21 protein-coding genes and 1 pseudogene are annotated in these 25,386 nt (G+C 56.4%); 10 read left to right on the plus strand and 12 right to left on the minus strand.

Going from position 1 to position 25,386, the window contains the following annotated elements; translation table 11 throughout:
- Positions 1-26: 26 nt before the first annotated feature.
- The 3 genes from DWZ01_RS04235 to DWZ01_RS04245 all read left to right on the plus strand — a co-directional run bounded on the left by DWZ01_RS04235 (position 27) and on the right by DWZ01_RS04245 (position 6,152).
- A complete protein-coding gene (locus tag DWZ01_RS04235; RefSeq protein ID WP_117848194.1) occupies positions 27-998 on the plus strand; it encodes a TlpA disulfide reductase family protein in 972 nt (323 codons plus the stop codon).
- 254 nt (positions 999-1,252) lie between these two features.
- Positions 1,253-4,507, plus strand: a complete 3,255-nt coding sequence (locus DWZ01_RS04240; RefSeq protein ID WP_117848196.1) for an ABC transporter ATP-binding protein/permease — start codon at positions 1,253-1,255, stop codon at positions 4,505-4,507.
- Between the two features lie 364 nt (positions 4,508-4,871).
- Positions 4,872-6,152, plus strand: a complete 1,281-nt coding sequence (locus DWZ01_RS04245; RefSeq protein ID WP_117770475.1) for an MFS transporter — start codon at positions 4,872-4,874, stop codon at positions 6,150-6,152.
- Between the two features lie 137 nt (positions 6,153-6,289).
- Here DWZ01_RS04245 and DWZ01_RS04250 read toward each other — a convergent pair whose 3' ends face one another.
- A complete protein-coding gene (locus DWZ01_RS04250; protein WP_117770476.1) occupies positions 6,290-6,868 on the minus strand; it encodes a TetR/AcrR family transcriptional regulator in 579 nt (192 codons plus the stop codon).
- Between the two features lie 224 nt (positions 6,869-7,092).
- Between DWZ01_RS04250 and DWZ01_RS04255 the strand changes: the two genes are divergently transcribed.
- From DWZ01_RS04255 to DWZ01_RS04265, 3 genes are all read left to right on the plus strand, one after another.
- A complete protein-coding gene (locus tag DWZ01_RS04255; protein ID WP_117770477.1) occupies positions 7,093-8,331 on the plus strand; it encodes an agmatine/peptidylarginine deiminase in 1,239 nt (412 codons plus the stop codon).
- Between the two features lie 122 nt (positions 8,332-8,453).
- Positions 8,454-9,518, plus strand: coding sequence for an ornithine carbamoyltransferase (locus DWZ01_RS04260; protein WP_006234575.1), 1,065 nt, complete (start codon positions 8,454-8,456; stop codon positions 9,516-9,518).
- An 11-nt stretch (positions 9,519-9,529) separates the two neighbouring features.
- Positions 9,530-10,795 carry an MFS transporter gene (locus tag DWZ01_RS04265; RefSeq protein ID WP_117770478.1) on the plus strand — a complete coding sequence of 422 codons (1,266 nt, stop codon included), beginning with the start codon at positions 9,530-9,532 and terminating at the stop codon, positions 10,793-10,795.
- 357 nt (positions 10,796-11,152) lie between these two features.
- Here the strand turns inward: DWZ01_RS04265 and DWZ01_RS04270 are convergent, their stop codons facing one another.
- On the minus strand, positions 11,153-12,286 hold the full coding sequence (locus DWZ01_RS04270) for a hypothetical protein (protein ID WP_117848198.1): 1,134 nt from the start codon (positions 12,284-12,286) through the stop codon (positions 11,153-11,155).
- A gap of 540 nt (positions 12,287-12,826) precedes the next feature.
- On the opposite strand from DWZ01_RS04270, the gene DWZ01_RS04275 reads away from it, so the two are divergent.
- Entirely contained in the window at positions 12,827-13,780 is a 954-nt protein-coding gene (locus DWZ01_RS04275) for a tRNA-dihydrouridine synthase (protein ID WP_117770483.1), read from the plus strand.
- A 147-nt stretch (positions 13,781-13,927) separates the two neighbouring features.
- Here DWZ01_RS04275 and DWZ01_RS11055 read toward each other — a convergent pair whose 3' ends face one another.
- From DWZ01_RS11055 to DWZ01_RS04290, 3 genes are all read right to left on the minus strand, one after another.
- Positions 13,928-14,035, minus strand: coding sequence for a hypothetical protein (locus tag DWZ01_RS11055; RefSeq protein WP_369831642.1), 108 nt, complete (start codon positions 14,033-14,035; stop codon positions 13,928-13,930).
- 1,013 nt (positions 14,036-15,048) lie between these two features.
- Positions 15,049-15,294 carry a glutaredoxin gene (locus DWZ01_RS04285; protein WP_117769871.1) on the minus strand — a complete coding sequence of 82 codons (246 nt, stop codon included), beginning with the start codon at positions 15,292-15,294 and terminating at the stop codon, positions 15,049-15,051.
- A 51-nt stretch (positions 15,295-15,345) separates the two neighbouring features.
- Positions 15,346-16,173, minus strand: a complete 828-nt coding sequence (locus tag DWZ01_RS04290; RefSeq protein ID WP_117848199.1) for a TipAS antibiotic-recognition domain-containing protein — start codon at positions 16,171-16,173, stop codon at positions 15,346-15,348.
- 141 nt (positions 16,174-16,314) lie between these two features.
- Between DWZ01_RS04290 and DWZ01_RS04295 the strand changes: the two genes are divergently transcribed.
- Together DWZ01_RS04295 and DWZ01_RS04300 are read left to right on the plus strand one after the other, a co-directional pair.
- Positions 16,315-17,052, plus strand: a complete 738-nt coding sequence (locus tag DWZ01_RS04295) for a tRNA (N6-threonylcarbamoyladenosine(37)-N6)-methyltransferase TrmO (RefSeq protein WP_117848201.1) — start codon at positions 16,315-16,317, stop codon at positions 17,050-17,052.
- Positions 17,053-17,164: 112 nt separating this feature from the next.
- Positions 17,165-18,379, plus strand: coding sequence for a MalY/PatB family protein (locus DWZ01_RS04300; RefSeq protein ID WP_117769869.1), 1,215 nt, complete (start codon positions 17,165-17,167; stop codon positions 18,377-18,379).
- Positions 18,380-18,473: 94 nt separating this feature from the next.
- Here the strand turns inward: DWZ01_RS04300 and DWZ01_RS04305 are convergent, their stop codons facing one another.
- The gene (locus DWZ01_RS04305) at positions 18,474-18,953 is read right to left on the minus strand and encodes a pyridoxamine 5'-phosphate oxidase family protein (protein WP_117769868.1); all 480 of its coding nucleotides are present in this window, start codon (positions 18,951-18,953) and stop codon (positions 18,474-18,476) included.
- Between the two features lie 42 nt (positions 18,954-18,995).
- A complete protein-coding gene (locus DWZ01_RS04310; RefSeq protein ID WP_117848203.1) occupies positions 18,996-20,750 on the minus strand; it encodes an ATP-binding protein in 1,755 nt (584 codons plus the stop codon).
- Positions 20,751-20,804: 54 nt separating this feature from the next.
- On the opposite strand from DWZ01_RS04310, the gene DWZ01_RS04315 reads away from it, so the two are divergent.
- Positions 20,805-22,109: a chloride channel protein gene (locus DWZ01_RS04315; RefSeq protein ID WP_117769864.1), complete on the plus strand. Its 1,305-nt coding sequence runs from the start codon at positions 20,805-20,807 to the stop codon at positions 22,107-22,109.
- Positions 22,110-22,203: 94 nt separating this feature from the next.
- Here the strand turns inward: DWZ01_RS04315 and DWZ01_RS11060 are convergent, their stop codons facing one another.
- From DWZ01_RS11060 to DWZ01_RS04335, 5 genes and pseudogenes are all read right to left on the minus strand, one after another.
- Complete coding sequence (locus DWZ01_RS11060; RefSeq protein WP_369832482.1) at positions 22,204-22,671, minus strand: EamA family transporter; 468 nt, start codon at positions 22,669-22,671, stop codon at positions 22,204-22,206.
- A pseudogene (locus DWZ01_RS11065) lies at positions 22,666-23,079 on the minus strand (EamA family transporter); the annotation flags it as partial. The gene DWZ01_RS11060 and the pseudogene DWZ01_RS11065, both read right to left, overlap by 6 nt.
- Before the next feature lie 271 nt (positions 23,080-23,350).
- Positions 23,351-24,049 carry an ABC-2 transporter permease gene (locus DWZ01_RS04325; protein ID WP_117848205.1) on the minus strand — a complete coding sequence of 233 codons (699 nt, stop codon included), beginning with the start codon at positions 24,047-24,049 and terminating at the stop codon, positions 23,351-23,353.
- Positions 24,046-24,927 carry an ABC transporter ATP-binding protein gene (locus DWZ01_RS04330; RefSeq protein ID WP_117848207.1) on the minus strand — a complete coding sequence of 294 codons (882 nt, stop codon included), beginning with the start codon at positions 24,925-24,927 and terminating at the stop codon, positions 24,046-24,048. The genes DWZ01_RS04325 and DWZ01_RS04330 overlap by 4 nt, the downstream gene beginning before the upstream one ends.
- A 23-nt stretch (positions 24,928-24,950) precedes the next feature.
- Positions 24,951-25,331, minus strand: a complete 381-nt coding sequence (locus DWZ01_RS04335; protein ID WP_117717016.1) for a GntR family transcriptional regulator — start codon at positions 25,329-25,331, stop codon at positions 24,951-24,953.
- Positions 25,332-25,386 lie beyond the last annotated feature (55 nt).

Consider the following 25,386-nt stretch of genomic DNA (forward strand, 5'->3'; position numbering starts at 1 on the left):
AGCTTCGACAAAACGGAGGAATGACTATGAAGCTTTCTAAGATTGCGGCCCTGTTTATGGTGCCGGTATTGGCCTTGTGTCTTGTGGCATGTTCGGCGCCCGGTGGCAATGTGAGCGAATCTGCGAGCTCCGATCCTAAGATCGCAGAACTCACTGCGCAGAAGCCGACCAATGCCGACGAGGCCGATGAGCTGTATGCGAAGCTCATGAAAAAGGAGAACGATATCCTTTCGAGTGATAACGCGCTGTGGGAAAAGGTATTCAATGCGGCAAATAAAGAATCGGCAATGATTGAGGACGGTAGCAATTACGGCGATTTCCTGCTCAAGACCATCGACGGTGCCAAGGATGAGTTCACGGCGGATGAGCTCAAGACGCTCAAGGCCGGTGCACAGCAGATCAAGGAGATCGAGGACAAGCTCGAGAGCTTGGAGAAGGAGTTCCCCGGCTGTGGAAGCACGCCGAGCGAAGGCGAGAGCGTCGACGCTTCGGCCGCTGGCATGACGGCTGGTGCCAATGCTTCGAGCGAGGCGACGAAGTTCCCCAGCTTTATGGGCAAGGACCTGGATGGCAACGACGTGAGTAGCGACGAGCTGTTCTCTAAGAACAAGGTCACCGTCATGAACTTCTGGTTCACCACTTGCAAGCCGTGCGTGGGCGAGCTGGGCGATCTTGAGAAGCTGAATCAGGAGCTTGCCAAGAAGGGCGGTCAGGTCGTGGGCGTCAATTCCTTTACGCTCGATGGCAACAAGGGCGAGATTGCAGATGCCAAGGACGTGCTGAGCAAGAAGGGCGTGACGTATAAGAACATCTGGTTCAAGTCGGATAGCGAGGCCGGTAAGTTTACGTCAAATTTGTTCTCGTTCCCGACAACGTATGTCATCGATCAGAATGGCAACATCGTAGGGGAGCCCATCGTGGGAGCCATCAGCTCCGCCGAGCAGCGCGCAGCACTCGACAAGCTTATCGACCAGGCGATTGCGAATAGCGAGCAGTAAAAAACGCGTAAAGCATGGCGAGGATCGTGCGCCGCTGCGCGGAGTAGTCCGCTGCCTTTCAAGATAATCTCCACCATATAGAGGTCCCGCTCGGGGCCTCTTCTTTTAGGCGCCGTCCCGTTCGTTTTTTGGCGTGCTTCGTTACATTCCTCACTGGCGCCGGCAAAAAATGGGGATAGAGTAGGACAAACGCGTCGAATACGAACGGCGGGGGAGAGCGGGCAAGTGCGCCTGCGTGGGAGAGGTTGCCGTCCATGTTGGAGCTCAAGAGTATTTGCAAAAGGTACGTTACGCAGTCGTTTACGCAGGTGGCGCTCGATAGCGTAAGCCTGTCTTTTCGCGATAACGAGTTCGTGGCCATTCTGGGTCCCTCGGGCTCGGGCAAAACTACGATGCTCAACGTTATCGGTGGGCTCGATCATTTCGATTCCGGCGACCTGCTGATCGACGGTATTTCGACCAAGGACTTTCACGATCGCGATTGGGATGCCTATCGCAACAACCGCATCGGCTTTGTGTTCCAGAGCTATAACCTCATTCCGCATCAGACCATTTTGGAAAACGTGGAGCTGGCGCTCACGCTTACGGGCGTGGGACATGCCGAGCGCCGCCAGCGTGCGCGCGAGGCGTTGGAGAAAGTTGGCCTGGGCGAGCATGTTAACAAGCGCCCGAGCCAGCTATCGGGCGGACAGATGCAGCGCGTGGCCATCGCCCGCGCCCTGATCAACGATCCCGAGATCGTGCTGGCAGACGAGCCGACCGGCGCTTTGGATTCAACGACATCCGTACAGGTCATGGACCTGCTCAAGGACGTGGCGCGCGACCGCCTGGTCATCATGGTCACGCACAATCCCGAGCTGGCGTACCAGTACGCCACGCGCATCGTCAACCTGGCGGACGGCAAGATCACCGACGATTCCGACCCCTTCGATGTTGCCAAGGCCACGCGCCGCGAGGCCAAGCCTACGCGCAAAACCTCGATGAGCTTTGTGACGGCGCTGGGGCTTTCTGCCCGAAATCTCATGACCAAAAAGGGTCGCACGGCCATGACTGCCTTTGCAGGTTCGATTGGCATTATCGGTATCGCGGCGATTCTGGCGCTGTCCAACGGCGTAAACGGCTACATCAAAAAGGTCGAGGAGGATACGCTCTCGAGTTACCCGCTTACCATCTCCAAGCAGGACTACGACCTGTCGTCCATGATGGGCGGGCAGGGGGCTGCGGATGATGGCTCGCCTGAAAACGTGGATTCGTCCGACGACAGCGCCGGCGGCAAAGCTCAGGGAACCGATAAGATTCCCGTGGTCACGGCCGTAAAGGATATGTTTGCGAGCGTTAAGTCCAATGACATGACGAGCTTTAAGGCATGGCTCGATGCCGGTGGCGACGGCATCGATAAAGAAGTCAACGCCATCCAGTACGGCTACGGTGTATCGCCGGTTGTCTATCGTGCCGGCAAGGGCGATGAGAAGCCTGTCCGGCTGGTGCCCAACGCCATGACCGAGGCCATGAGCGGAGGTGCGAGTTCGGCGGCAACGGTGAGCATGGAATCCATGGGAACCTCGGTCTTTAACGAGATGATTGACGACCAGAGCCTGCTCGACAGCCAGTACGATGTCGTCGCCGGTCATTGGCCCACGTCTGCCAACGAGGCCGTGATGGTGCTTTCGAGCCGCGGTACGGTGGGCGACTACACGCTCTACAGCATCGGTGCGCTGGATATCAATGAGCTTAACAATCTGGTTAACAGCGCTATGACGGCTGACGGTGGGGTCGAAGCGCCCGAGACCGGTACCGACTTTACCTACGACGATGCGCTGTCCACGACGTTTAAGGTGCTGTCGCCGGCCGATGCCTATCGCAAAAACGAAGAGACCGGCATGTGGACCGATATGTCTGGCGACGCCGACTTTATGGCCGCCAAGGTTGCCGACGGTATTGACGTGCACATTGTGGGCGTGGTGCGACCTAACGAGACAGCCAATGCGAGTGCGTTGTCTCCGGGCATTGCCTATACGCATGCGCTGACCCGCCAGCTTATGGAGCGCGCCGCCAATTCGCAGATTGTCCAAGAGCAGCTTGCCCACCCCGAGACAGACGTGTTTACCGGCAAGACCTTCGACGAGCTGCAAAGTGAAGCCAAACAGGGCGTGGATCTGGGCAGCATGTTCAGTGTGGACGAGGCGGCGCTCAAGAGCGCGTTCTCGTTTGATGCGTCTGCACTCTCGGGTGCGGCCGGCGGTATGGACCTGTCGGGTCTTGACTTGTCCGGGCTGGACATTGACCTTTCGGACGTTGGCAAGGATATCGACTTCAGTGACATCATGGCAAAAGCACCGGCCCCAGATTTCTCGGGTATCTTTGACGGTCTGGAACTCACGCCCGAGCAAATGCAGCAGGTGGGAACGCTTGCCAACCAACTTTTTGAGGGCTTTTTGCGGTCTGATCAGTTTAGGGCGCTGTCACCCGAAGATCTTAAAGACGCGTCAAAGCTCGCTGCCGCATTCTCGACATATCTTGAGAATGATGCCGCAGCCCAACAATGCCTGGCTCAGCTCAAGGCCCTCGGCGGCGATTCCCTGGCAGAGCGTCTCCAGCAGGCGATGACCGACTATGTGCAAAAGCAGCTGGCCCCGTATCTGCAGCAGGCTATGGACCAGGTGATGAAGACAATCAGCGAGCAGATAGCGTCGACGGTATCGTCCCAGCTCAAGGCGGGCGCGGCAGGGCTCATGGACCAGATGGCGACGCAGATGTCTTCGAGTTTTGCCAACCTGGCGAGCGCTATGCGTGTGGATGCGAGCGCCTTTGCCAATGCCATTAACTTCAACATGGACGCCGAGGACCTGAGTTCGCTCATGATGAGCTATGCCAAGGCGTCGAAGCTCACCTACGACAACAATCTGACCACGTTGGGCTATGCGGATGAGGCGGACCCCATCTCGGTTAAGATTTTCCCGCGCGACTTTGAGGCCAAGGAGCGCGTACTCGATCACATCGATGCGTACAACAAGCAGGTCAAAGCCGCTGGCCATGATGATCGTGCAATTTCGTACACCGACTACATGGGCATCATCATGGGTTCGGTGACCGACATCGTGAACACCATCAGCTTGGTGCTCATCGCATTCGTGAGTATCAGCCTGGTGGTGAGCTCCATCATGATCGGCATCATCACCTACATCAGCGTGCTGGAGCGCAAAAAGGAGATTGGCATCCTGCGTGCGATCGGCGCGTCGAAGCGCAACGTGGCCAACGTATTCAATGCCGAGACCTTTATCGAGGGCCTCATCGCTGGCGTCTTTGCCATTGTCGTCGTGGTGGCCGTGAGCTTTCCGGTTAATGCCTGGGCGCTTGCTGCCAAACAAGTGCCCAATCTGATGAGCCTGCCCGTGCAGGATGCGTTGGTGCTCATCGCGATTTCGGTGCTGCTGACGGTTGTCGCTGGCCTGCTGCCGGCCCGCAGCGCATCCAAGAAAGACCCCGTGGAGGCCCTACGTTCCGAATAATGTGACAAAGGGACAGCCCCTTTGTCACATTGAGTGGCTTGTAAATCGAGGTCTAATACTTTTCCCGAGAAGTGAACGAGTGAAAACGGACCCCCGAAGTATCGGCACTTTCGAGATGCAATTTCTTGCGGTTTTGCCAGCCAAATCCTGCGGGTTTGTCGTCTAAAAATGTCGATGGTTCGGGGGTCCAAAAACGGTCGTTCACTTCTTGGAAAAGTATTAGACCTCGATTTTGCAAGGGCCCAATTACCGTTCGGCACGTTAAGAACTCCCTTTCCCCGCTTAATGCTTGACGGAGAGTCCCCTGGTTTATATACCTATCGGTAGGCATATAGGATGTAATGCCGATAGAAATGGAGTGACCATGGCTCTCACCGCACCAGCCGAAAAAGACCGTCCTCGCGAGAGCAGCGTATTTGCTTGGATTGTCGTTATTGCGCTCGGCTTAATGTCCGCCGGAACGACTGGCACATATAGCATTATTGCCGGCTCATTCGTTGCTCCAGTATGTGAAGACCTGGGCTTTGAGTACACCTCTTTCTCTTTCTATTTCACTGCGATTCTTCTTGGCCTTGCACTTGGACTTCCACTTTTGAGTCGTTTCATTCCAAAAGTAATAGGCAAACCGTGGCATATTTGCGTTGAACTTGTCCTTATTGCCGCCGGCGCCGCAATGGCGTTCTACACCGAAGTCTGGATGTTCATCGTCTCCGCTGCGGTGATCGGCATCTGCTTTTCGTTCACAACGGGCGTCTGCATGTCCGATGTTATTGACCAATGGTTCAGTAAATCGTCCGGTCTTGCCATCGGCCTTGCTTGGGGCGTTAATTCTCTCTGTACGCTGTTGTTGAGCCCTGTCATTACGCTGGTCATCGAGCAACAAGGCTGGCGTACGGGATACATCGTACTTGCGGCCGTTTCTGCAGCTATGATTTTACCTGCGAGTGCATTTATCATTCGCCTTAAACCCTCTGATCGCAACATGCTTCCGTACGGAGAGACCACCTCTGAAACCCATGAGAGCCACAGCGTCGATGAGCGGGAAGATACCCTCTCGGGCATGGCACTCCGTGATGCCACGAAAACGCCGTCTTTTATTCTCTGTGTCCTCCTGCTTTGCGTGGCGCAGCTCACCTGCTGCATGAACCAGTTGTTTCCAACCTATGCAAGCGAGGTCGGTTTCAATCCCATCGTAGGAAGCTTAATGGTCTCGGCAGCTTCGTTCTCCGACATCTTCCTAAATCCCTTCGTAGGCAAAACATGTGACAAACTCGGCGCTATTAAAGCAACGGTCGCGTGGACAGGTGTCAGCATTTTTTCATTCCTACTTCTCATCATTGGCGGAAGCAATGAGACCGTTTCCATCATTGCAGCTGGCGTAAACGATGTCATGTTCGCCATTGTTGGAACCGCAATGCCGATGCTTCTCCTCTCGCTCTTTGGATCACGCGATTTTGGAAGGATCTATTCAATCGTTTGCTCAGCGGGCTATGTCGTCGGTGCTTTTGGAATGCCGGTCATGATGAAGGTTTACGGCATGGCAGGGTCATTCCAGGGAGTATTTATCTTCTGCATTGCCTGCAACCTTATGATTGCTGCGTTTGCTATCGTTTCCGGCTTTCTCAGTAAGGCTGCTGAAAAGTAATAAGCGCCGATTGCATCGGCATAGATTGCCATGCAACAGGGGTCGACTCCAAGCCAGACTGGAGTCAACCCCTGTTTTCGTTTTAAAGGTTGCCCGCAGGCACCATGGGTGCCAACATGCGCTTCAGCTTGGCTGGCCTATTTGAACATAAGCTCGACTATTCCCGCCCAAACCGCTTTTTCATCAATATCCTCACCTTGAGCGACCGTATTGCTCGCTCCCTCCAGAACGGTATAAAGAATTTGTACGTAGAGCATCACGTCGGCACTATCGGAAAACGCGCCAATCTCTGCACCATGAAGAAGGATGTCTTTAAGCGCATCCATGGTTCGTTTGGTCGCCGTCGCTTGACGTTCCTGAACTGCAGGAATTCGATTTGCTTGAACGCTAACCTCGGCCAGCACGCGCCGGCGCTTTTCATCGCTTCGATAACCACCTATAACTGAATTGCCGAGCTCGATAAGCGCGGCCTTGAACCCGTCCCTATCGACTATTAGCGAGTAGTCGCGCTGATAGTCGATGGTCGGAAACATGCTGTCCAAGAGCGTAGTGAAAATCTCCTCTTTAGAGGGAAAGTAGTAGTACACCGACGGCTTGGATATACCGACAAAGTCGCAAATCTTTCCGATAGACGCTTTGTCATAACCGACTTCTGCCACAAGATCGTACATTGCGTCCAATATTTTTTTTCTTGTGCTCACGCTGCATTTCTCCATTGCAAATCATTTCCGCACTACCAACATTATTAAGGATGGCAACGGAACATCAATTCGTGTCCAAACATGACCACTATATACGGTGAACGGTATGTATCAGTAGGCGAGCGGAAATTATTCAAAACTATCTACCGAACGGTAGGTATAGTAGTACTATAGCAGGTGAAACCCCGCTATTGTCGCGGCCGGACAGCATCGCGGGAAACCCGACGGAAGGACCAACCATGTACGAGAACTATCGTATGCCGGGCGAGTTCGAGAAGCGCTCCAACGTCTATGTGACATGGCTTCCCGATTACATCCGTGCAGAGGGTTACGATAACCGCCAGCCCTGCGTTGACGTGATCAAGGCTCTGCTCGAGTATGGCGACGTTACGGTCAACCTCAATTGCGGCACCCCCGGCTCCTATGAGGAGGCTTGCTCGCGCCTGAAGGAGGAGGGGGTTGATCTCGATCGCATCGAGATCACGCAGTTCGAAGACTCCAACTTCTATGTCCGCGACAACGGTCCCAGCATCATGGTCGACGACAAGGGCCATTCTTATATGGTCAACCCTGCTTGGACTTATTACGGCGTGTGGGACAAGAACTCCCCGGAGTGCCAGTCCGCACGTAAGGCAGCCGTTCACATGGCGGTTGCGCTCGGTTGCTTCGATATCGTCAATTCCGAAATGGTTTCGGAGGGCGGCGACCGCGAGTTTGACGGTCACGGCACTCTGATCGCCATCGAGGACACGGAATGCCGCAAGCGTAACCCCGAGTTCACGAAAGAGGAAGTTGAGGCCGAGTATAAGCGCATCTACAACCTCAACAAGGTTATCTGGCTTCCGCAGCCTATGCTCGAGGACGACGACTATCGACTGGGCATCCTCGACGAGAAGGAAGACGGAACTCCCGTCTTTGGCATGAGCTTTGCGGCTCACATTGATGAGATGTGTCGCTTTATCACTCCGAACAAGATTCTTCTTGCCGAGGTGTCCGATGAAGAGGCAGCTTCGAGCAAGGCTGGCGCAGAGTCTCGTCGCCGCATTGAGGCGGCCTACGAGATCCTGAGCAACGAAACGGACTGGGAGGGCAAGCCCTTCGAGATCGTTCGTATGCCCACCGCCGAGCCGATTGAAGTCGTTATCGCCCCTGGCGATGAGGATTACGAGCTCTATAAGGGCTTCATCGACGAAATGGGCGGCAAGTTTATGGATGGCACTCCCTGGCCCGAGGGTCCCGTTCACTTCTACGCAGCAGCGAGCTACTGCAACTTCCTCATCTGCAATGGCGTCGTTCTTGGTCAGCGTTATTACCACGAGGGCATGAACGAAGTCGTGAAGGAGAAGGACGAGCAGGCCAAAGCCGTTCTTGAGAGCTGCTTCCCCGATCGCAAAGTCATCATGATTGACTCTCTCGCGCTTAACCTGTCCGGCGGCGGCGTGCACTGCTGGACCAAGGACGTGGCAGCCAGCTGCTAGCGAGCCTTTGAGCCTGCACTGTCTGATTTAGGCGCCACACTTACTGCTCCCCGAGGGATATCCGTGTTTCCCTCGGGGACACATTCGACATTCATCTATTACTAAATGGAAAGGAAATAGGCATGAACAACAGCCTCCGCGGTCGCGACTACATCAACATCCATGATCTCTCCTCCGAGGATTTCCGCTATCTCATTGATCTTGCCTGGAACCTTAAGGCTCAGAAGAAGTCTGGTGTCGACCAGCGCTACTTCCCCGGTAAAAACGTCCTCGCCAACTTTGAGTGGGGTTCGACCCGTACTCGTTGCGCATTCGAGACCTCCTGCAATGATTTGGGCATGGGCTTCACTTATCTGACCAACTCCCACATGGGTGACTGCGAGACCGTCAAGGATGCCATGCGCGTCTTTAACGGCATGTACGATCTCATCGTCTACCGCGCACAGAAGGACGAGCAGTTCCTCTATGACGTCGCCGACCTGGTTGACATCCCGGTCATCAATGCCCTTACTCTCGGCGATCACCCGACTCAGATGCTCGCTGACGCTCTTACGATGGAAGAGCAATGGGGCGGTCTGCGTACGAGCCGCGGCAAGAAGATGGCTTTCGTTGGCAACTGCGCCGGCGCCCCGGTGTGGTATGGCCGTCTGTGCGCTATGCTCGACATGGACTTCCTTGCCATCGGCCCCGACGACCTCCGTCATCAGATGTGCAAGGAAATGATCGAAGAGGTGGAGGCCTGCTACGCCAAGTACGCTCCCAATAGGACCTTTACCATCACCTCTGACCTCGATGCCCTGGATGGCGTTGACGTTATCGTTACCGAGGAGTGGCGCTACATCAACCCCGAGTGCGGCGAAGAGGTTCTGGATCCCGACGACTACAACTCCTGGCTGGGCGATGCCGAGTCTTTGTACCCCTATCGCGTCACCAGCGAGCTGTGCAAGCGCACCAACAATCCCGACATCTTCTGCATGCATGAGCTTCCCTCTGTCCATAACGCAGATCACCGTGTTGGCAAAATGCTCCTCGACCAGTGCAAGAACGACCTTCATCGCGAGATCATCACCGAGGGCTTCGAGATTGCCGACGAGTGCTTTGAGGCCAACGCTTCGGTCATCTTCCGTGAGGCAGAGAACCGTCAGCACACCATCAAGGCCGTTATGTGTGCCCTTCTGGGTCTCTAGGAGCTGTATCAATGGAAAATGCAAAGTTAAAGAGCAGCAAGGTCTACGCATGGGTTCTCGTAATCGCGCTTGGCCTCATGTCTGCTGGTACGACCGGATCCTATAGCGTAATCGCCGGCTCCTTCGTCGCGCCCGTGTGCGAGGAGTTCGGGTTTGACTATTCAATCTTCTCGTATTACTTCACCGCGACGCTCATCGGTCTTGCGGCGGCGCTTCCGTTTGTCGGAAAACTTATCCCCAAGGTTGTTGGCAAGGTTTGGCTCCCCGTCGTCGAGCTTATTCTGCTCGCCGCCGGCGCAGGCATGGCCTTCTACACCGAAGTTTGGATGTTCATCGCCGCTGGCGCCCTGATTGGCATTTGCTTCGCCTTCACCACCGGCGTCGCCATGTCCGACGTTATTGACCAGTGGTTCAAAAAATCTGGTGGCCTGGCAATTGGTCTCGCCTGGGCAGTGAACTCGATTTACATGCTCATCATGAGCCCCGTCATCACCTCTGTCATCGAGGCCGCTGGCTGGAGGACTGGTTATCTGGTGCTCGCTGGCGTCTCCGCCGTGCTCATTCTCCCCGCTTCCGTCCTGATTATCCGCTATAAGCCTCAGGACAAGGGCATGCTGCCCTATGGCTACGTCGAGGGCGAGCCGGACGCCGAGACCGAGGAGACGACCGAGGATAGCACGCGTGGCGTTAGCTATGCGCGCGCCATTAAGTCGCCTGCCTTCTTCTTCTGCATCGGCTTCCTCTGCCTCGTTCAGCTCACTTGCTGCATGAACCAGCTCTTCCCGACGTATGCTTCCGAGGTTGGTTTTAGCCCCATGGTGGGCGGCTTCATGGTATCCGCTGCATCGCTCTTCGATCTGTTCCTCAATCCGATCGTCGGCACCACTTGCGATAAGTTTGGCAGCACGAAGGCTATTCTGGGCTGGCTCGCTGTCTCCATCCTCTCCTTTGTCATGCTCATGATGAGCAGCGGCAACTCGACGCTCAGCATCCTCGCAGCAGGCGTGAACGACGTAATGTACGTCATCGCTGGCACTGCCCTGACCGTTTTGGTTATGGACGTCTTTGGCTCCCGCGATTTCGGTCGCATCTTCGCGCTGATCTGCTCCGTGGGCTATATCGTCGGCGCCTTTGGCATGCCCGTTATGATGAAGGTCTATGAGCTTGTCGGCTCCTTCCAGGGCGTCTTCATCTTCTGCATCGCATGCAACGTTATTATCGGCCTGTTCTTGCTGCTGGCAAAAAAGACTGGTAAGAACCTCTCCTGGGACGAATAGTTCGATTCGTCTTAGACATACGCTGTAGGGCTTAACCTACAGCCGCTTTGGGGCATCGACTAACATCGGTGCCCTTTTTCATCGAATGTGACAAAGGGGCAGCCACTTTGTCACATTGAGTGGCATGTAAATCGGGGTCTAATACTTTTCCGAGAAGTGAACGAGTCAAAATGGACCCCCGAAGCGTCGACACTTTTGAGATGCAATTTCCTGCGGTTTTGCCAGTCAAATCCTGCGGTTTTGACGTCTAAAAATGTCGATGCTTCGGGGGTCCAAATACAGCCGTTCACTTCTCGGAAAAGTATTAGACCTCGAGATATAGATGATGTTTGCGAGCGGCAATTAGAGCGTAAGCTTTTAGTTCTTCTTTGCAGAGAGCATGAGTCTAATTTCCGGATGGGTGTATTCGTCGAACTCTTCCTTGGGCTCGGTGTCAAAGGTGTAGTACGACTTGATAGATTCGTCCTCCGTCTTGATGCTGATTTCTTCATATAGGGATCCGGCTAAAAATGCCTGTTTAAATTCATCCGACAGGCTGCATGGCGTGAGGAGGCCCGGTGTGGCAACGGAAATGTCCAACCCGTTGAGCGGGGTGCAGAGCGTCGCGATATCCTGCTCGGCGCGGGCGAGGTTGTCTGCAAGGCTTTCCTCGGGGTCGATCTGACTGGTGTAATCGACGTCCGTGAGCATGCTGTCTGCATCAAAAGAAAGGTAGACATAGGCTGCTTGAGCGCCGAGGTCATTATCGCGTAGATAGCCGATTATGCGGTAGCCGTAGTCGTGATATGACACGTATGGGTCGTCTGCTGCGACGCGTTCGCACACGGGCTCCAAGGCATCTTGCGCGATGGCGAGCTGCTCGGCGGCTGCAGCCTTTCTTGCCTGAAGCTCGTTATTTCCCTGGATAAACTGCGGGATGTAGACGCCAAGCAGCACAATGACGGGCACCACTGCGAGAGCTATGACCTGCTTCTTGACGCTTGGAATCGTCACGCCGTATGCGTTTGCCATGGCCTCGGCATTGCTCGAGGTTTCGGCTAGCACGTCTGCCGCCGTGGCGACTGCCCCTACGGCGCCGGCGACCTCGGCGGCACCGCCCAGGTCGCGCGCGAGATCGTTATCGCTGTTCTTGAGCATGCGGCCGGCAGCTTGCGCGGAAAGCACGCCGGCGACCTCCGCGGAACGGTCCTTGTTAGTCTGGGCTACCGCAAGCCTGCTCTGCAGCTCCTTCCACTGTTTGCCCTGCATTCCAAAGCGCGGCGCAAGAGCGCAATAGCAAAAGATGGCGAGTTCGATTGCGGTGAGTGCGATGGCGGTACATATGCCCGCGGGTTGGAATTCCTTTTGGTGGAACGCGATATCGTTGATCATTTGGAGCGGCAACATCAACAGGCATGCCACGAACGACATGACGAGTGCGGTCGCTGCGATCTTGGGGTATGTGCAGTACCGCTGGATGCGTTTCTTTTCTTGTTCGGTGAGCTGCTGCATGGGGCCTCGACTCTCATCGTTTTTGGGCGATGCGCACATGCTCTTGAGTATAGATGAGTGGAGGGTGTCTGTTGTTCAGACATAGCGGTCAACAGCGTGCTGTTGGCGGTCGTCGTGATCATGAACGTCGTTTTTGGAGCATGGAGCCGCTGTCATGGGGCGAATGACGCGCAAGGGGGCTGTCGCGGGACAGCCTCTCGCTGTTTGTGAGCGCCAGCAAATCGAAGGTGAATGGTTTCCCGAGAAGTGAACGACCTATTCTGGACCTCTGAAGCATTCGCACTTTTGGATGCAAAAACCGCAGGATTTGAGTGATAAAACCGCAGGAATTGGTCTTCCAAAAGTGTCGATGCTTCGGGGGTCCGATTTTACTCGTTCACTTCGCGGAAAAGCATTCACCTTCGTTGCGTGAGGCGACGGATGGAAGGGTGATTATCGTCAAGTAGCTACCTCTGCCTTGTGAATCATCTGAAGCACAAGGCATAATGCATGTGACAAGGGGGCAGTCCCTTTACCGCATTGATCTGAGAGTAGATGTTGATGATTCTATCGTTGGCCCCTATGGAGGGGATTACTGGGCATGTGTTCCGCCGCGTGCATGCGGAGTGCTTTGGTGCGCTCGACTGCTACTATACGCCGTTTTTGCCGCCGCCGCGGGTGGGAAACCGCTTTGGCGGCAAGGCGTTTAAGGAGATCGATCCTGCCAATAACCAGGGGCTCAACGTAGTGCCTCAGCTGATGTCTAAGAACGCGGACGAGTTTGTATGGGCGGCACAGGTGCTCGCCGACATGGGCTACCGCGAGGTCAATCTCAACCTTGGCTGCCCCTCGGGTACGGTTGTTGCCAAGGGTAAAGGATCGGGCTTTCTGCGCAACCTCGACGAGCTCGAGGTGTTCTTGAGCGATGTGTGCGAGCGGTCACCGTTGCCGGTATCGGTCAAGACCAGGCTGGGGCTTGAGAGCGACGACGAATACGAGCGTGTGCTCGATCTGTATTGCCGCATGCCGTTGGCAGAGCTGATCGTGCACCCGCGCGTGCAAAAGGACCGCTATACGGGATCGCCGCGCAAGGAGTTTTACGGCGAGACGCTGGAACGCGCGCCGTTCCCCGTGGCCTATAACGGTGACATTTTCGATCTTGAGGATATGGACGCGCTGGTGGAGGCCTATCCCGGCACGCGCCATGTAATGCTGGGGCGTGGCTTGCTTGCGAATCCCGCGCTCGCTCGCATGGTCAAGGGTGGCCCTGCTGCAACGGCTGCTGAGCTGCAGCGCTTCCACGACACGCTGTTTGCGGCCTATGCAGAAGAGATTGGCGGCAATGCGGTCTTTCGCATGAAGGAGTGGTGGTTCTACGCCAAATGCGCCTTCGCCGACCCCGCTACCGTTCACAAGCTCGTACGCAAGACCAAAAAGGTCGACGAATACCGCGCCGCCGTCGAGCGCGTCTTTCGCGAACAGCCACTTGCGCCCATAGCACGCTTCCACGGCTAGTTAGTCGTTGGGGACGCACTTTAACGACTAGTCATTTAAAAGAACGTCCCGAATGACTATGTTGCAAAATACCGTACGCCAGCATCCAAAGATGTCGAAAAATGTCGACTTTGGATGCTGGCGTACGTCTTTGGGCTCGGTGGATAACTAGGCAATCATTGCATCGATCGTGATGAGCTCCCTGAGTCGCTCTGTGCGTGTCTGCCCATGGCGCTTTGCTTTTGCGTCAAACGCATCAAGAACCGACTCACCCACACGTGCCGATAAAACAATGCTTGGCTCATCAGAGATCGGCGGTCTTCCCAGCTTGATGGTGCGACCCTTCGGCCACTTATCTTTTTCGTATGCCTCCGCGGCTTTCTCCAACTCTCCGGGGGGCAAACCCCATCATCTTTTCGAGCTGCTTAGCGTCCATAGCGCCCCCTATCGATTGACATAATGTCGAGCGCTGGTTCTCGGAATCTCTTTTTGTATACAGTTTTGTAGACAAAAATACAAGCAGTTTATCAAGCTAATTAGCGTGTATTGACTAGTTTTTTCGATAGGAAATGAGCATCGATGGCTTCGATATTTCTTCGCTTTCCAGTCTGGAACATGAGCGCTCATTGAACCTGCAGAGGGGGCACTTTAACAAACTATCGAGATTCTGGTCAGGAGCTTTCACCGGTCTTCGGTGGTGAGAACAGCTCAATTCGCGACACAGTGTGTCGCGAATTGGAGTAGTCGCTGAGTGTTCTTTAACAACTAGTCATTCAAGAAAAGAGTGTCTAAGTGCCAGAATTGCCATTTTGAGTCGTCCCTAACGACTATTCTGGAGGGCTGTGTGCAAAAAAGGGCAAATATGAGTACTGTTGCCATTATGGTTGCATTTATTTTTTTCAAAAATGAGGTCCCTGATGAGATTTAATACCATTAGGCGTCTCTTTTATTGAACATATGGGGAGGAATAACGCCGTCTGCGGGCGCTTGGGGCGTTGAATGATCCCTGAAATGATTAAAATCGCTGTTACTAAACAAGTAGCAGTACTCATATTTGCCATTTTTTGAACACGGTCCTCTAAGGAGCCCTTTCCAGAGATGTCAGATGGCCTCAAACAGCCATAATCCAAAGGTCGTCTCAAACAACCAGTCATTTAAGAACGTCCCCAATGACTACCCATGCAAAAAACTGTACACCAGCATCCAAAGATGTCGAAAAATGTCGATTTTGGATGCTGGTGTACATGTTTGGGTCGTATGGGTTGGGGCCAGCCGACCGCAATAGAACGCTAGAGCAGGTTCTCCTGCGCCCACGCGATGATGTCGCTCGATTCGTAGAGTGGCTTGCCGTCGATGAACAGGCAGGGAACCTGGCGTTTTCCGCCGACGGCGATGAGTGTCTGCTCGGCATCGGTATCGGTCGAGATATTGCGCTCGGGAATGGTCACGCCGTTATCGGCAAGGAAACGCTTGACCTTTATGCAATACGGGCAGCCGGTCATAACGTACAGCGCGAGCTCATGATTAGTAGCCATGGGTCTCCAATCGGTTGAGGTTTTGATTGAAATACCCAAAGCCGCCGCGGTCTATGCGCGCGTCAACGACGACTCGATGGCCTGAACTAGAAACGCCGTGGCTCCGGTGCCGCATGGCTTGTCGTAGTAGTCGATAAAGCGCTGATCGGCGAGGTAGCCGTGGGCGAGCCCCAGATAGGCCTCGTCTTGGGGCTCGCTGCCCCAGTTGAGAGCTATCCAGCGGTGATGCATCGCGACGAGCTTGCGAGCCTCGCTTCCATCCGCATCGCCGTCGCCCATGGCAATCGAGAGCTGACCCAGAATAGCGCGTTCAAGTTCCTTCATGTCGTTCCATGTCTGAGGATTCATGTCCAGTAACGTTTCGTTTGCTGCATCGATAGCCTCATCGCCATAGCGCGACCGCGCCTCGGCACCGTAGCGCTCCTCGTTTTCCTGCACGGTGTGCCAGCGCTCCAGCTGTGGCAGCACGGCTCCCATGAGCGAGACGGCTTCGTCGAGCGACATACCGGTGTTTTGTGCCAGCCGCGGGGCACAATCTTCAATCATCGCCTCCATGGTGGTGTCGTAGGTGTACTTGCCGTGGTCGTAGCACCACTTGCAGTAATGGTCGGTCGTGGCGCCTGTGGCATCGGTGCCGCAGTCGTCGGGCGTGAGTATCATGCCGCAGCTCTGGCAATAGTGCTCGGGCATTTCGAGCAGGTGGGACAGTGGCTCGCCGGTTACGGCGGCAATGAGCTTCATCATGTCGATGCCCGGGGTGACCTCGTCGCGCTCCCAACGGCTGACGGCTTGGCGCGTGACAAAGAGTTTGGCGGCGAGCTGCTCTTGGGTAAGATGATGGGCGCGACGGATGGCAATGAGCTTTTCTGCAAAGGCCATAGCGGCTCCTTTCTGCTGGTTGATGGCTTAAGCATACGCGGCGGCAGGCGCCCTTCCAAGCAACCGTTGGTTGCACGACAGGACTCCGCGGCGAAGAATTGCGCGCAACGCCCCACGCCTCCATGCCGTACAATAACCGGCATGGAACCTATCGCACACATACATACCGACCTGCCGCAGAAGTTTGGCATTCCGCGCAACAGCTTTTTGGCGCCCCATCTGCAGGGACGCATCGTTTTTGAGTCGGAATTTGCCTCCAATGCAGCAGTTGAGGGCCTGGACTCCTTTTCTCACCTATGGCTGCTGTGGCGCTTCGAAAACGGAACGCCCGGCGGCACGGCTGAGGACATAGCCGCCGATGCCAAAACGCAGGACAGGTCCGGCACCAACGCAAAATGGTCGAAAACCGTGCGCCCGCCGCGTCTGGGTGGAGCCGAGCGCGTGGGCGTGTTTGCCACGCGCAGTCCGTTTCGCCCTAATCCCATTGGGCTTACCTGCGTCAAGCTCGACCGCGTGGAGCTCACCGACGACGGCCCCATCATTCATGTGCTGGGGGCCGGCCTGCGTGACGGCACGCCCATCTACGATATCAAGCCCTACATCCCGTTTGCGGACTGTCATCCGGATGCGACCGGCGGCTGGATTGAGGACGCTCCGTGGCAAGAGCTCGACGTCGAGTTCCCGCAAGCTCTTCAAGACATGGTCCCACCCGCAAAGCTCCCCGGTCTGGTCGAGGTTCTTCGCCAAGATCCGCGCCGCGCGGGCAGCAAGCACGAGCCAAACCGCGTTTACCACTTGGCCTACGCCGGACTCGACATATCTTTTACGGTCGATGAAACCCAGCTAACCGTAGTCGCCGTCAACGACGCGCAAGACTAACCAGCCATCCGTCTGCACCCGTCAAATTAAGCGCCAAACCCCATGCCAAAATCGCCTACGCTGGTGGACAATAACGCCTATCGAAACAGCCTACTTTGCACGGGAGCTCAGCATGAAATACGACTTTAGCTCGCTTATCGACCGCCACGGCATGGACTCCATCGCCGTTGACTCCTGGGGCGAGATCCCCGGTATGGCTCCGAACGCACCCGACGAGGGCTTCGACCGCATTCCCATGTGGGTGGCCGACATGAATTTTGCCACGGTGCCCACGGTCCAGGAGCATATCATTCAGCGCGCTCAGCATCCCATGTTTGGCTACTTTAACCCGCGCGCCGAGTACTTCGACCGCATCATCGAATGGCAGAGCCGCCGCAATGGCGTCGAGGGCCTGCGCCCTGAACATATCGGCTACGAAAACGGCGTGCTGGGCGGTGTCGTGTCGACGTTGCGCGCGTATGTCCAGCCGGGCGATGCGGTGCTGGTCCATAGCCCCACCTACATCGGCTTTACCAAATCCATCGAAGCCGCGGGCTATCGTATTGTCCACAGCCCGCTTAAGCTCGACGATCAAGGCGTGTGGCGTATGGACTTTGAGGACATGGAGCACAAGCTCGCCCAAAACCACATCCATGCCGCGGTGTTCTGCTCGCCGCACAATCCCTGCGGCCGCGTATGGGAGCGCGACGAGATCGAGCGCGCCATGGACATCTATCGCCAGCACGATTGCGTGGTGATCTCGGACGAGATTTGGTCCGATATCATCCTGCCGGGGCACAAGCATATCCCGACGCAGTCGGTGAGCGAGGATGCCCGCATGCGTACGGTTGCCCTCTACGCGCCCAGCAAGACGTTCAACCTGGCGGGCCTGGTCGGCAGCTACCACATTGTCTACAACGAGACGCTGCGTGACCGCATGTGCGCCGTGTCCGACAAGACTCACTACAACGAGATGAATGTCCTCTCCATGCATGCGCTTATCGGTGCCTATCAGCCGCAGGGCTACGAGTGGGTGGACGAGCTCAACCAGGTACTTGCCGGCAATATCGAGTACTTCTGCACGTATGCAGAAAAGCACTGGAAGGGCGTCGCGTTTTCACGTCCGCAGGGCACGTACATGGTGTTTCTGGACTGCACCGAGTGGTGCCGCGAGCATGGCCGCGATATTCAGTGGTTGCTCGACGAGGGGGCGCGCGTGGGCGTGGGGTATCAGGACGGCCGCCCGTTCCACGGGCCCTGCCACATTCGCGTGAATCTGGCGCTGCCGCTTTCGCGCGTGAGGGAAGCGTGCGACCGCCTGGACCGCTACGTTTTTAATGCACGGTAAGCGTGCGCTGCATGTGGGGCCTTCTGCCAAGTTGGCTAGAAGGCCCCGTGTGGTAAGGCATCTGTAACCATTGGGCGCAGACCTGCTGAGAGGCTTACTTTTCTTGAATCTGCTTGCCGCAAAGATGCTCAATTGTAATCTCGTAGAGCTGGACGCCCTTAATGTCCTTGGCGATTTCCTCTTCGACTTCTTCGGCAGAAGGGTAGTACTTAAGCGCGAGCTGGCGAACTTTATCTTCGATAAAAGCAGGGGTGTCATTCGCCAGGCGACAGCGGCCAAAGACCACGGTACTCATAACGTAGGGAGCCCAGTCACCGTCCTTGTACCACTCGTTGCCGTAAACGGTAAAGCAGACCTTGTCATCGCGCTTGAGTGAATCGACCTTGTGGCCAGCCTTGGCGCCATGGAAATAAATCTTGTCGTGCTCGGCGTCAAAGAAGTAGTTGACGGGAATGGCGTACGGGTAGCCATCGTCGCCGTTGACGGCAAAGACGCCGCGCTTGCAGGTAGCGAGCAGTTCGCGCGCTTCCTCGTCGGTGATGGCGCGTTTCTTTCGACGTAAGGGCCTAAACATCGTTGGCTTCCTTTCTGGTCGTGCGTGGTGGTTGAGCACAAACTATAGCGAAACGGATCCGTTTTTCTTGATGCGCGCGAGTATGTTTTTGAGCTTGTTAAAGTCGAGCGGTTTGGACAGATGGGCGTTCATGCCGGCATCGTGTGCCGCCTTGGCGTCCTCGGCAAAGGCGTTGGCGGTGAGCGCGATGATGGGGATATCGGCTGCATCGACCTTCTCGCTCAGACGAATCGCGCGGGTTGCCTCATAGCCGTCCATGCCCGGCATCATGATGTCCATCAGAATCGCATCGAAGCTGCCGGCGGGACGACCAGCGTATAGGTCGACCGTTTCGTTGCCGTCGGCGGCGCGAGTTACGACGATGCCCTCGCTTTCGAGTAGAGTCTGGGCAATCTCGGCATTGAGCTCGTTGTCTTCTGCCAAAAGGACGTTCATGCCGGCAAGCGAGCAGCTGTTTGTCTGCCTGCTCGCATCCTCTCTAGCCTGAGGGTTCTTGTCGATATCGAGCGGAATCTGGACGTTGAACGTACTCCCCACGCCAATCTCACTCGAAATCTCAATCGTACCGCCCATCAGTTCAATAAGCGACTTGACGATTGGCATGCCCATGCCGGTTCCTTGGAACTTACTGCGCGCATCGTCACCTTCTTGGGCAAACGGTTCATAGATATGCTTTAAAAACTCGGGAGCCATGCCAATGCCGGTATCCGAAACGCTAAAGCAAAAGAGCGCGCGCCCATCATCGAGTGGCTTGGTCTTTGAACTAAAGGTGACGGAGCCGCCGCGCTTGTTGTACTTGATGCTGTTGTCTAACAGGTTGATTATGATCTGTCGGATATGGGTGGGACTGCCGATCATGTATGGCCCCGTGGCGTACGGCAGACTATTGTCCTGCATTGTGATGCCGTTATCGGATGCGCGGAGCTTGCACAGCACCAGCGTATCGTCACAGAGCTCTTTGAGGTTAAAAGGCGCATGTTCCAGAGTTAGCTTGCGGTCTTCGATTTTGCCCATCTCGAGGATGTCGTTGATCAGCGAGAGTAGGTGATTGGCGGCAACACGCGCCTTGGCGCGGCTTTCGCGGGCGGCCTGCATGTCGCCGTCTTTCAATTCCTCAATTTCGATAAGACCCAGGATGCCGTTGAGTGGCGTACGGATGTCGTGGCTCATGCGCGTGAGGAATGCCGTCTTAGCGGCGTTGGCGGCATCGGCTTTCTGCTGTTCTTTCTGCGCGCGGTGAAGCGACCAGACAAGGATGACGATGCCGGTGAGCAAAATGCAGATGACGACTGCCGCAATGACGATGCGGTTGCGGTAGAGAAGTCGAAACGCATCCGATTCTTGCGCCGAGTACGATGTGGGGGAATAACTGCTTGCAGAGAGCGATTCGCCAGCATTGACGATGCCCTTATTAATGATTCCCAACAGCACGGGCTTGCCGCGCGAAATCAAACACGATAGCTGTGCCGTGTCGGTGAGCTCCTGTGTTTGGAAATCCTCGATATCGTAGGTGTCGCGGATGGTTTTCAAGCGCGTGCTGGGGACAATGATGCAACTTGCCTCCCCCTTATTGAGGGCTTCGCGTGCCTCGTTGTCATTCGGATACTCGGTTACCTTTGCGTCGGGGAATAGGTTTGCGAGCTCAAAACGGTTGACGATCGCGTCTGCTGTGCAAGCGATGTTCTTAAGGTCACTGTTCAGGTTGCTGCTGCTGTGAATGGCGGCTAGGGAAACCGTTCCCATCGGGTTTGACAGGATGACCCCTGCCTGCTCGGCAAGCCAGTAGTCGCGAAACAACGCTCGCTCTACAATAAAACATAACTATGTCGACTTTGACCGCGGGAGGACCCGATGGACAACCTTGCCAAACCCACAAACCGCGTGCTGTTTTTAGTTAGCGTTGCCGTGACCGGTGCGTTCGCAGGTGCCGCGGTCTGGCTGTTCTTTTTTGCGATGGAGCACGGTATCGACTATCTGTGGACCGAGATCCCCCACATGCTGGGCGCGGCGTCGCCCGAACTCGCCAGCGGCCCGTTCGGTTTTCTGCCGTATCCGTTTTTCGTCTGCCTGCTGGGCGGCCTGCTGATCGGCCTGTACGAAAAGCTTACGGGCACCAAGACCGACGACCTCAACCAGGTGATGGCTAAGGTTAAGCAAGACGGGCGCTACCCGTACGACAACCTGGGCAAGCTTTCGCTCGCGGCATTGCTGCCGCTGCTGTTTGGCGGAAGTATTGGACCGGAGGCCGGCCTGACCGGCGTTATCGCGGGTCTGTGCAGCTGGGTCGGCGACCGCATGCGCCGCTTTGGCGCCGAGTTCAGGGAGCTCACGCTGTTGGGCACCCAGGCCGCGCTGACGGCGCTCTTTACCGCGCCCGTCTTTGGCTTTGTGGCGCCGCTCGCCGGTAGCGCCGACGGCCAGGGCGAAGACGCCGGCGATGGGTCCGCGTCCGGCGAGATCACCATCAAGCTGCCCAAGGCACAGAAGACGGTGGTCTACGGTATCGCGATCGCTGGCGGTCTGGGCACCTACCTGCTGCTCGGCCAGGTTATGGGCGGCGGCATGGGCATGCCCAGGTTCGAGGCCGCCGAGGTGGGCAACCTGGAGCTTGCCTGGCTCATCCCGCTGGCGTTGGTTGGCACCGTTTGCGGCTGGCTGTACTTTGTCTCGGAGCACGCGAGCGAGGCGCTGTCCCATGCAATAGGGGAGCGTCCTGTCGTCAAGGCCATGCTGGCCGGTCTGGCGCTCGCCATCTGCGGCACGGTCTTGCCCTACACCATGTTTGCCGGCGAGACCCAGGCCGATGTACTTATGGAGACCTACCTCACCATTCCCGCCGGCGTGCTTATCGCGACCGGTCTTGTTAAGGCCATGCTGACGCCCGCCCTCATCAACCTTGGTTGGCGCGGCGGCCACTTCTTCCCCGTTATCTTCTCGGGCGTAAGCCTGGGCTATGGCCTTGCCATCCTCACCGGCGCAGATCCGGTCTTTTGCGTCGCCGTCTGCACGGCATCGACGATGGGTGCGGTCATGCGTCAGCCTGTCATGGTTGTGGGCCTGCTGCTTATGTGTTTCCCACTCAAGGGTATCGTCTGCATGATCATCGCCGCAGCCATTGCCGCTGGCATTCCACTGCCCAAGCCGCTGCGCAAGTAGCGCGGCAGCGCGCGGTCAGTACAAACATCTCAAGTCCGGTGCGGGCGCTGTGTCACGGATTTGCGGGTGGACTGGATTTCGTTCGGTATCGGCGCTACTTCCAAATTGCAAGCGCGGCGGTGCCCAGTACGATGAGGACGAGACCGATGGCGCTGCGGCGGGAGAGTTTTTCGTTGAATGCCAGGCGCGCAAATAGCACCGATACGACAATCGATAGTTTGTCGATCTGCACCACGACACTCACCTGGCCTGCAGCGATGGCATAGTAATAGAGCAGCCACGATGCTCCAGTCGCGATGCCCGATGTTGCGAGAAATGTGAGTTCGCGCCGGTCAACGTGCGCGAACTGCTCCAGTTTTCCCTTGGCTGCCACGATTGCCCATGCCATAACCAGTACCACGCAGGTGCGGATTGCCGTGGCCAGGTTTGACTCGACGCCTTCGATGCCGATCTTGGCGAGGACGGAGGTGAGTGCCGCGAACACGGCGGCGCCGAGGGCGTAAGCGAGCCAGGTTCGGTCTTGCTGCTGCTCGGGTTCGGCGGACTGCTTCTTCTCGATCATTAAAAACGTGCCGAGGGTGATGACAGCGGTTCCCACGAGCTTAACCGCAAGGTTGCTCGTCTCGTCAAAAAGCGCGATGGCGACCAGCGCGGCGAGCACGGTGCTCATCTTGTCGACCGGTACGACCTTATTGACATTTCCGATGCTCAACGCCTTAAAGTAACAGATCCACGAAGCACCGGTAGCGAGTCCCGAGAGGACGAGAAAGAGCCAGGATCTGGGTTCGATGCTGCCAATGGTTCCAATGGATCCAGAAATGCCCGCCATTACCCAGGCGAAAACGAGCACCACGCAGGTGCGAATGGCCGTCGCGACATCGGAGTCGGTCTGCTTGATGCCGCATTTGGCCAAGATGGATGTGATGCCGGCAAAGAATGCTGACGCAAATGCTGCGACAACCCACGACACGGGTGCGGTGCCTCCTTGGATAATGGGTTTATCCTGCGAGTTTTATGGACATGAGGATACCGCCCCGCCATGAAGGTTTGATATGGCCGCGGCGAGACGGGGGTTATGTTCCGGGGAGCCATTTGGTGAAGGCTCGAATTGTCGATATGCTGTCGACTTCTCTTTGGTTTCCAAGATCTAAACGGCATGCTTCGAAGGGCGGCGGCGTTGTTGCTGCTTCGTCTTATCTAGTAAATGAGGTGGGGTGCCGCCCAAGTCCTTTAGCTGTCGATTACAGATCGCGTGCTCGATAGACCTTGGTGCTGACGGTGCAGCTGATTGCACATAGCGCGAGGGCCAGTACGGCAATTCCTGCGCACAGACCGCCAAGGACGGCAGGATCGGGATTCGCTCCGGCAATCGACATGAGCCAGTTGCTAATGGGGTTGGAAGAGCTCAGCATTGCCATGGTACCGCAGCCCATCAGGGCAAACAGGCCGACGGAAAGGCGCAGCGCCTCCATGTGTCCAAATCGAAAGAACAGCGGCTGTGCCAAAAACACCATCATGAGGGAGATGAGCATCGATGCGGCGGAGGCTATTGTGATCTCAAAGACGGTCTGTCCCGTCGAGGGAATGCCCGTGTGACCGAAGAACGGAAGGGCGATGATGTTCAAAAGCACGGCGGCGCATGCCATGACGGCCGAGAAAGCAATAATGCACAGGTAGCGTGCGCAGATGATGTCTTTGCGCGAGAACGGCAGCGTTGCCCGATAGCGCTCCCAACCGTTTTGGTTATCGTAGCCAGCCAGTGAGTTCATGATTATGATGGGTGACATGGCGCTGACCGCGCAGGCGCCGGCGCTCATACCGGAATCGCCGTCCGATGCGTTGGCAAGGGTTAGCACGACGAAGATGAACAGGCCGACGCCCGCAATGCTCGGGATGAGCGTGCGAACGATGGCGAGTTCGGACATAAAGGCGCGTTTCATTTCGAAGCCCCTTTCAGTATGAGGCGCAGATAGTCATCAATGGTTGCCCGATCGCAGGGAATCTCGGGAAAGGCCTCGAGCGCTTCGTGACGGTTGGGCACGAGCACGTCCACGCTATAGGCGTGGTGGGCGGCACGGGCGCCTTCGACGCAAGCCATAAGCTCGGCGGCCTGTGCTTGGGTGCAGTGGGCGATGCCGGCGCGGTCGGTAATGTCCTCGCGCGGCAGGTCAAAAATAATCGAGCCATTTTCGATGCAGATGACGCGATCAGCGGTGCGATCGAGGTCGGACGTAATGTGGCTCGAGAGTAACACGCTGTGCTGGCCGTCGGCGACAAAGGCAAGCAGCTCATCAAGCAGTTCCTCGCGTGCCATGGGATCGAGGCCCGCGGTGGCTTCGTCCAAAACGAGCAGCTTGGCATTGTGGCTGAGTGCACAGGCAAGCTGCAGTTTCATGCCCATGCCGCGGGAGAGGTCCTTGACCTTTGTCTTGGGATCGAGGCCAAATCGGTTGATGAATCCGGCGAACGTTTCGCGGTCCCATGTGGGGTACGCCGGGCCTACGAGCGACTCGATCTGGCCCACCCTGAGCGTGGAGGGGAAGGGGCACGTGTCCAGGACAAGACCGACGCGGGAGCGTAGATGGCGTTGCGATTCATCGGGCGCGTCGGCGCCACAGCGCTGCCCAAACAGGTGCACTTCGCCGGCATCGAGCTTTATAAGCCCGAGAGCAGCTCGAATCGTCGTTGTTTTGCCAGCACCGTTGGCACCAACAAAGCCGATGATCTGGCCAGGCTCCACGGCAAGCGTGACGTCGCGCAGCGAAAAGCGGTCGCTTACAGCGTGTGAGATGCCTTTGAGTTCAAGCAAGTTTTGCATGGTATAGCCTTTCTTGCAGATGGCTACTGCATGGTTTCGGGGGCTACCAGGTCGAGCATCTCGTGCAGTTTGTCGCGCGTGACGCCCAGGGTTTCGGCTTGGCTCGCCGCTTTCGCAAGTAGCTCTTCGATATGGCAGAGCTGGTTTTCGCGCAAAAGCTCCTGGTTGCCCTCGGCGACAAAACAGCCCTTGCCCTGCACGGTGCAGATAAAGCCAAGCTGCTCCAAGTCGGCGTAGGCACGCTTGGTGGTGATTACGCTCACGCCCAGGTCGCTCGCGAGTGCACGGATGCTGGGGAGTTTGGCTCCCGCAGCGAGCGTGCCCGAAAGGATTTGAGCTTTGACCTGCGAGGATATCTGCTCGTAGATGGGCTTGTCGCTCGAATTGGATAGGATAATGTCCACAGCGGCTCCTTAGCTGTTGGGCTACACGTGTATATAACCGGTAGGCACAGTATAT

It is taken from the genome of Collinsella sp. AF28-5AC, assembly GCF_003457875.1.
In the GTDB taxonomy this organism is placed as follows: domain Bacteria; phylum Actinomycetota; class Coriobacteriia; order Coriobacteriales; family Coriobacteriaceae; genus Collinsella.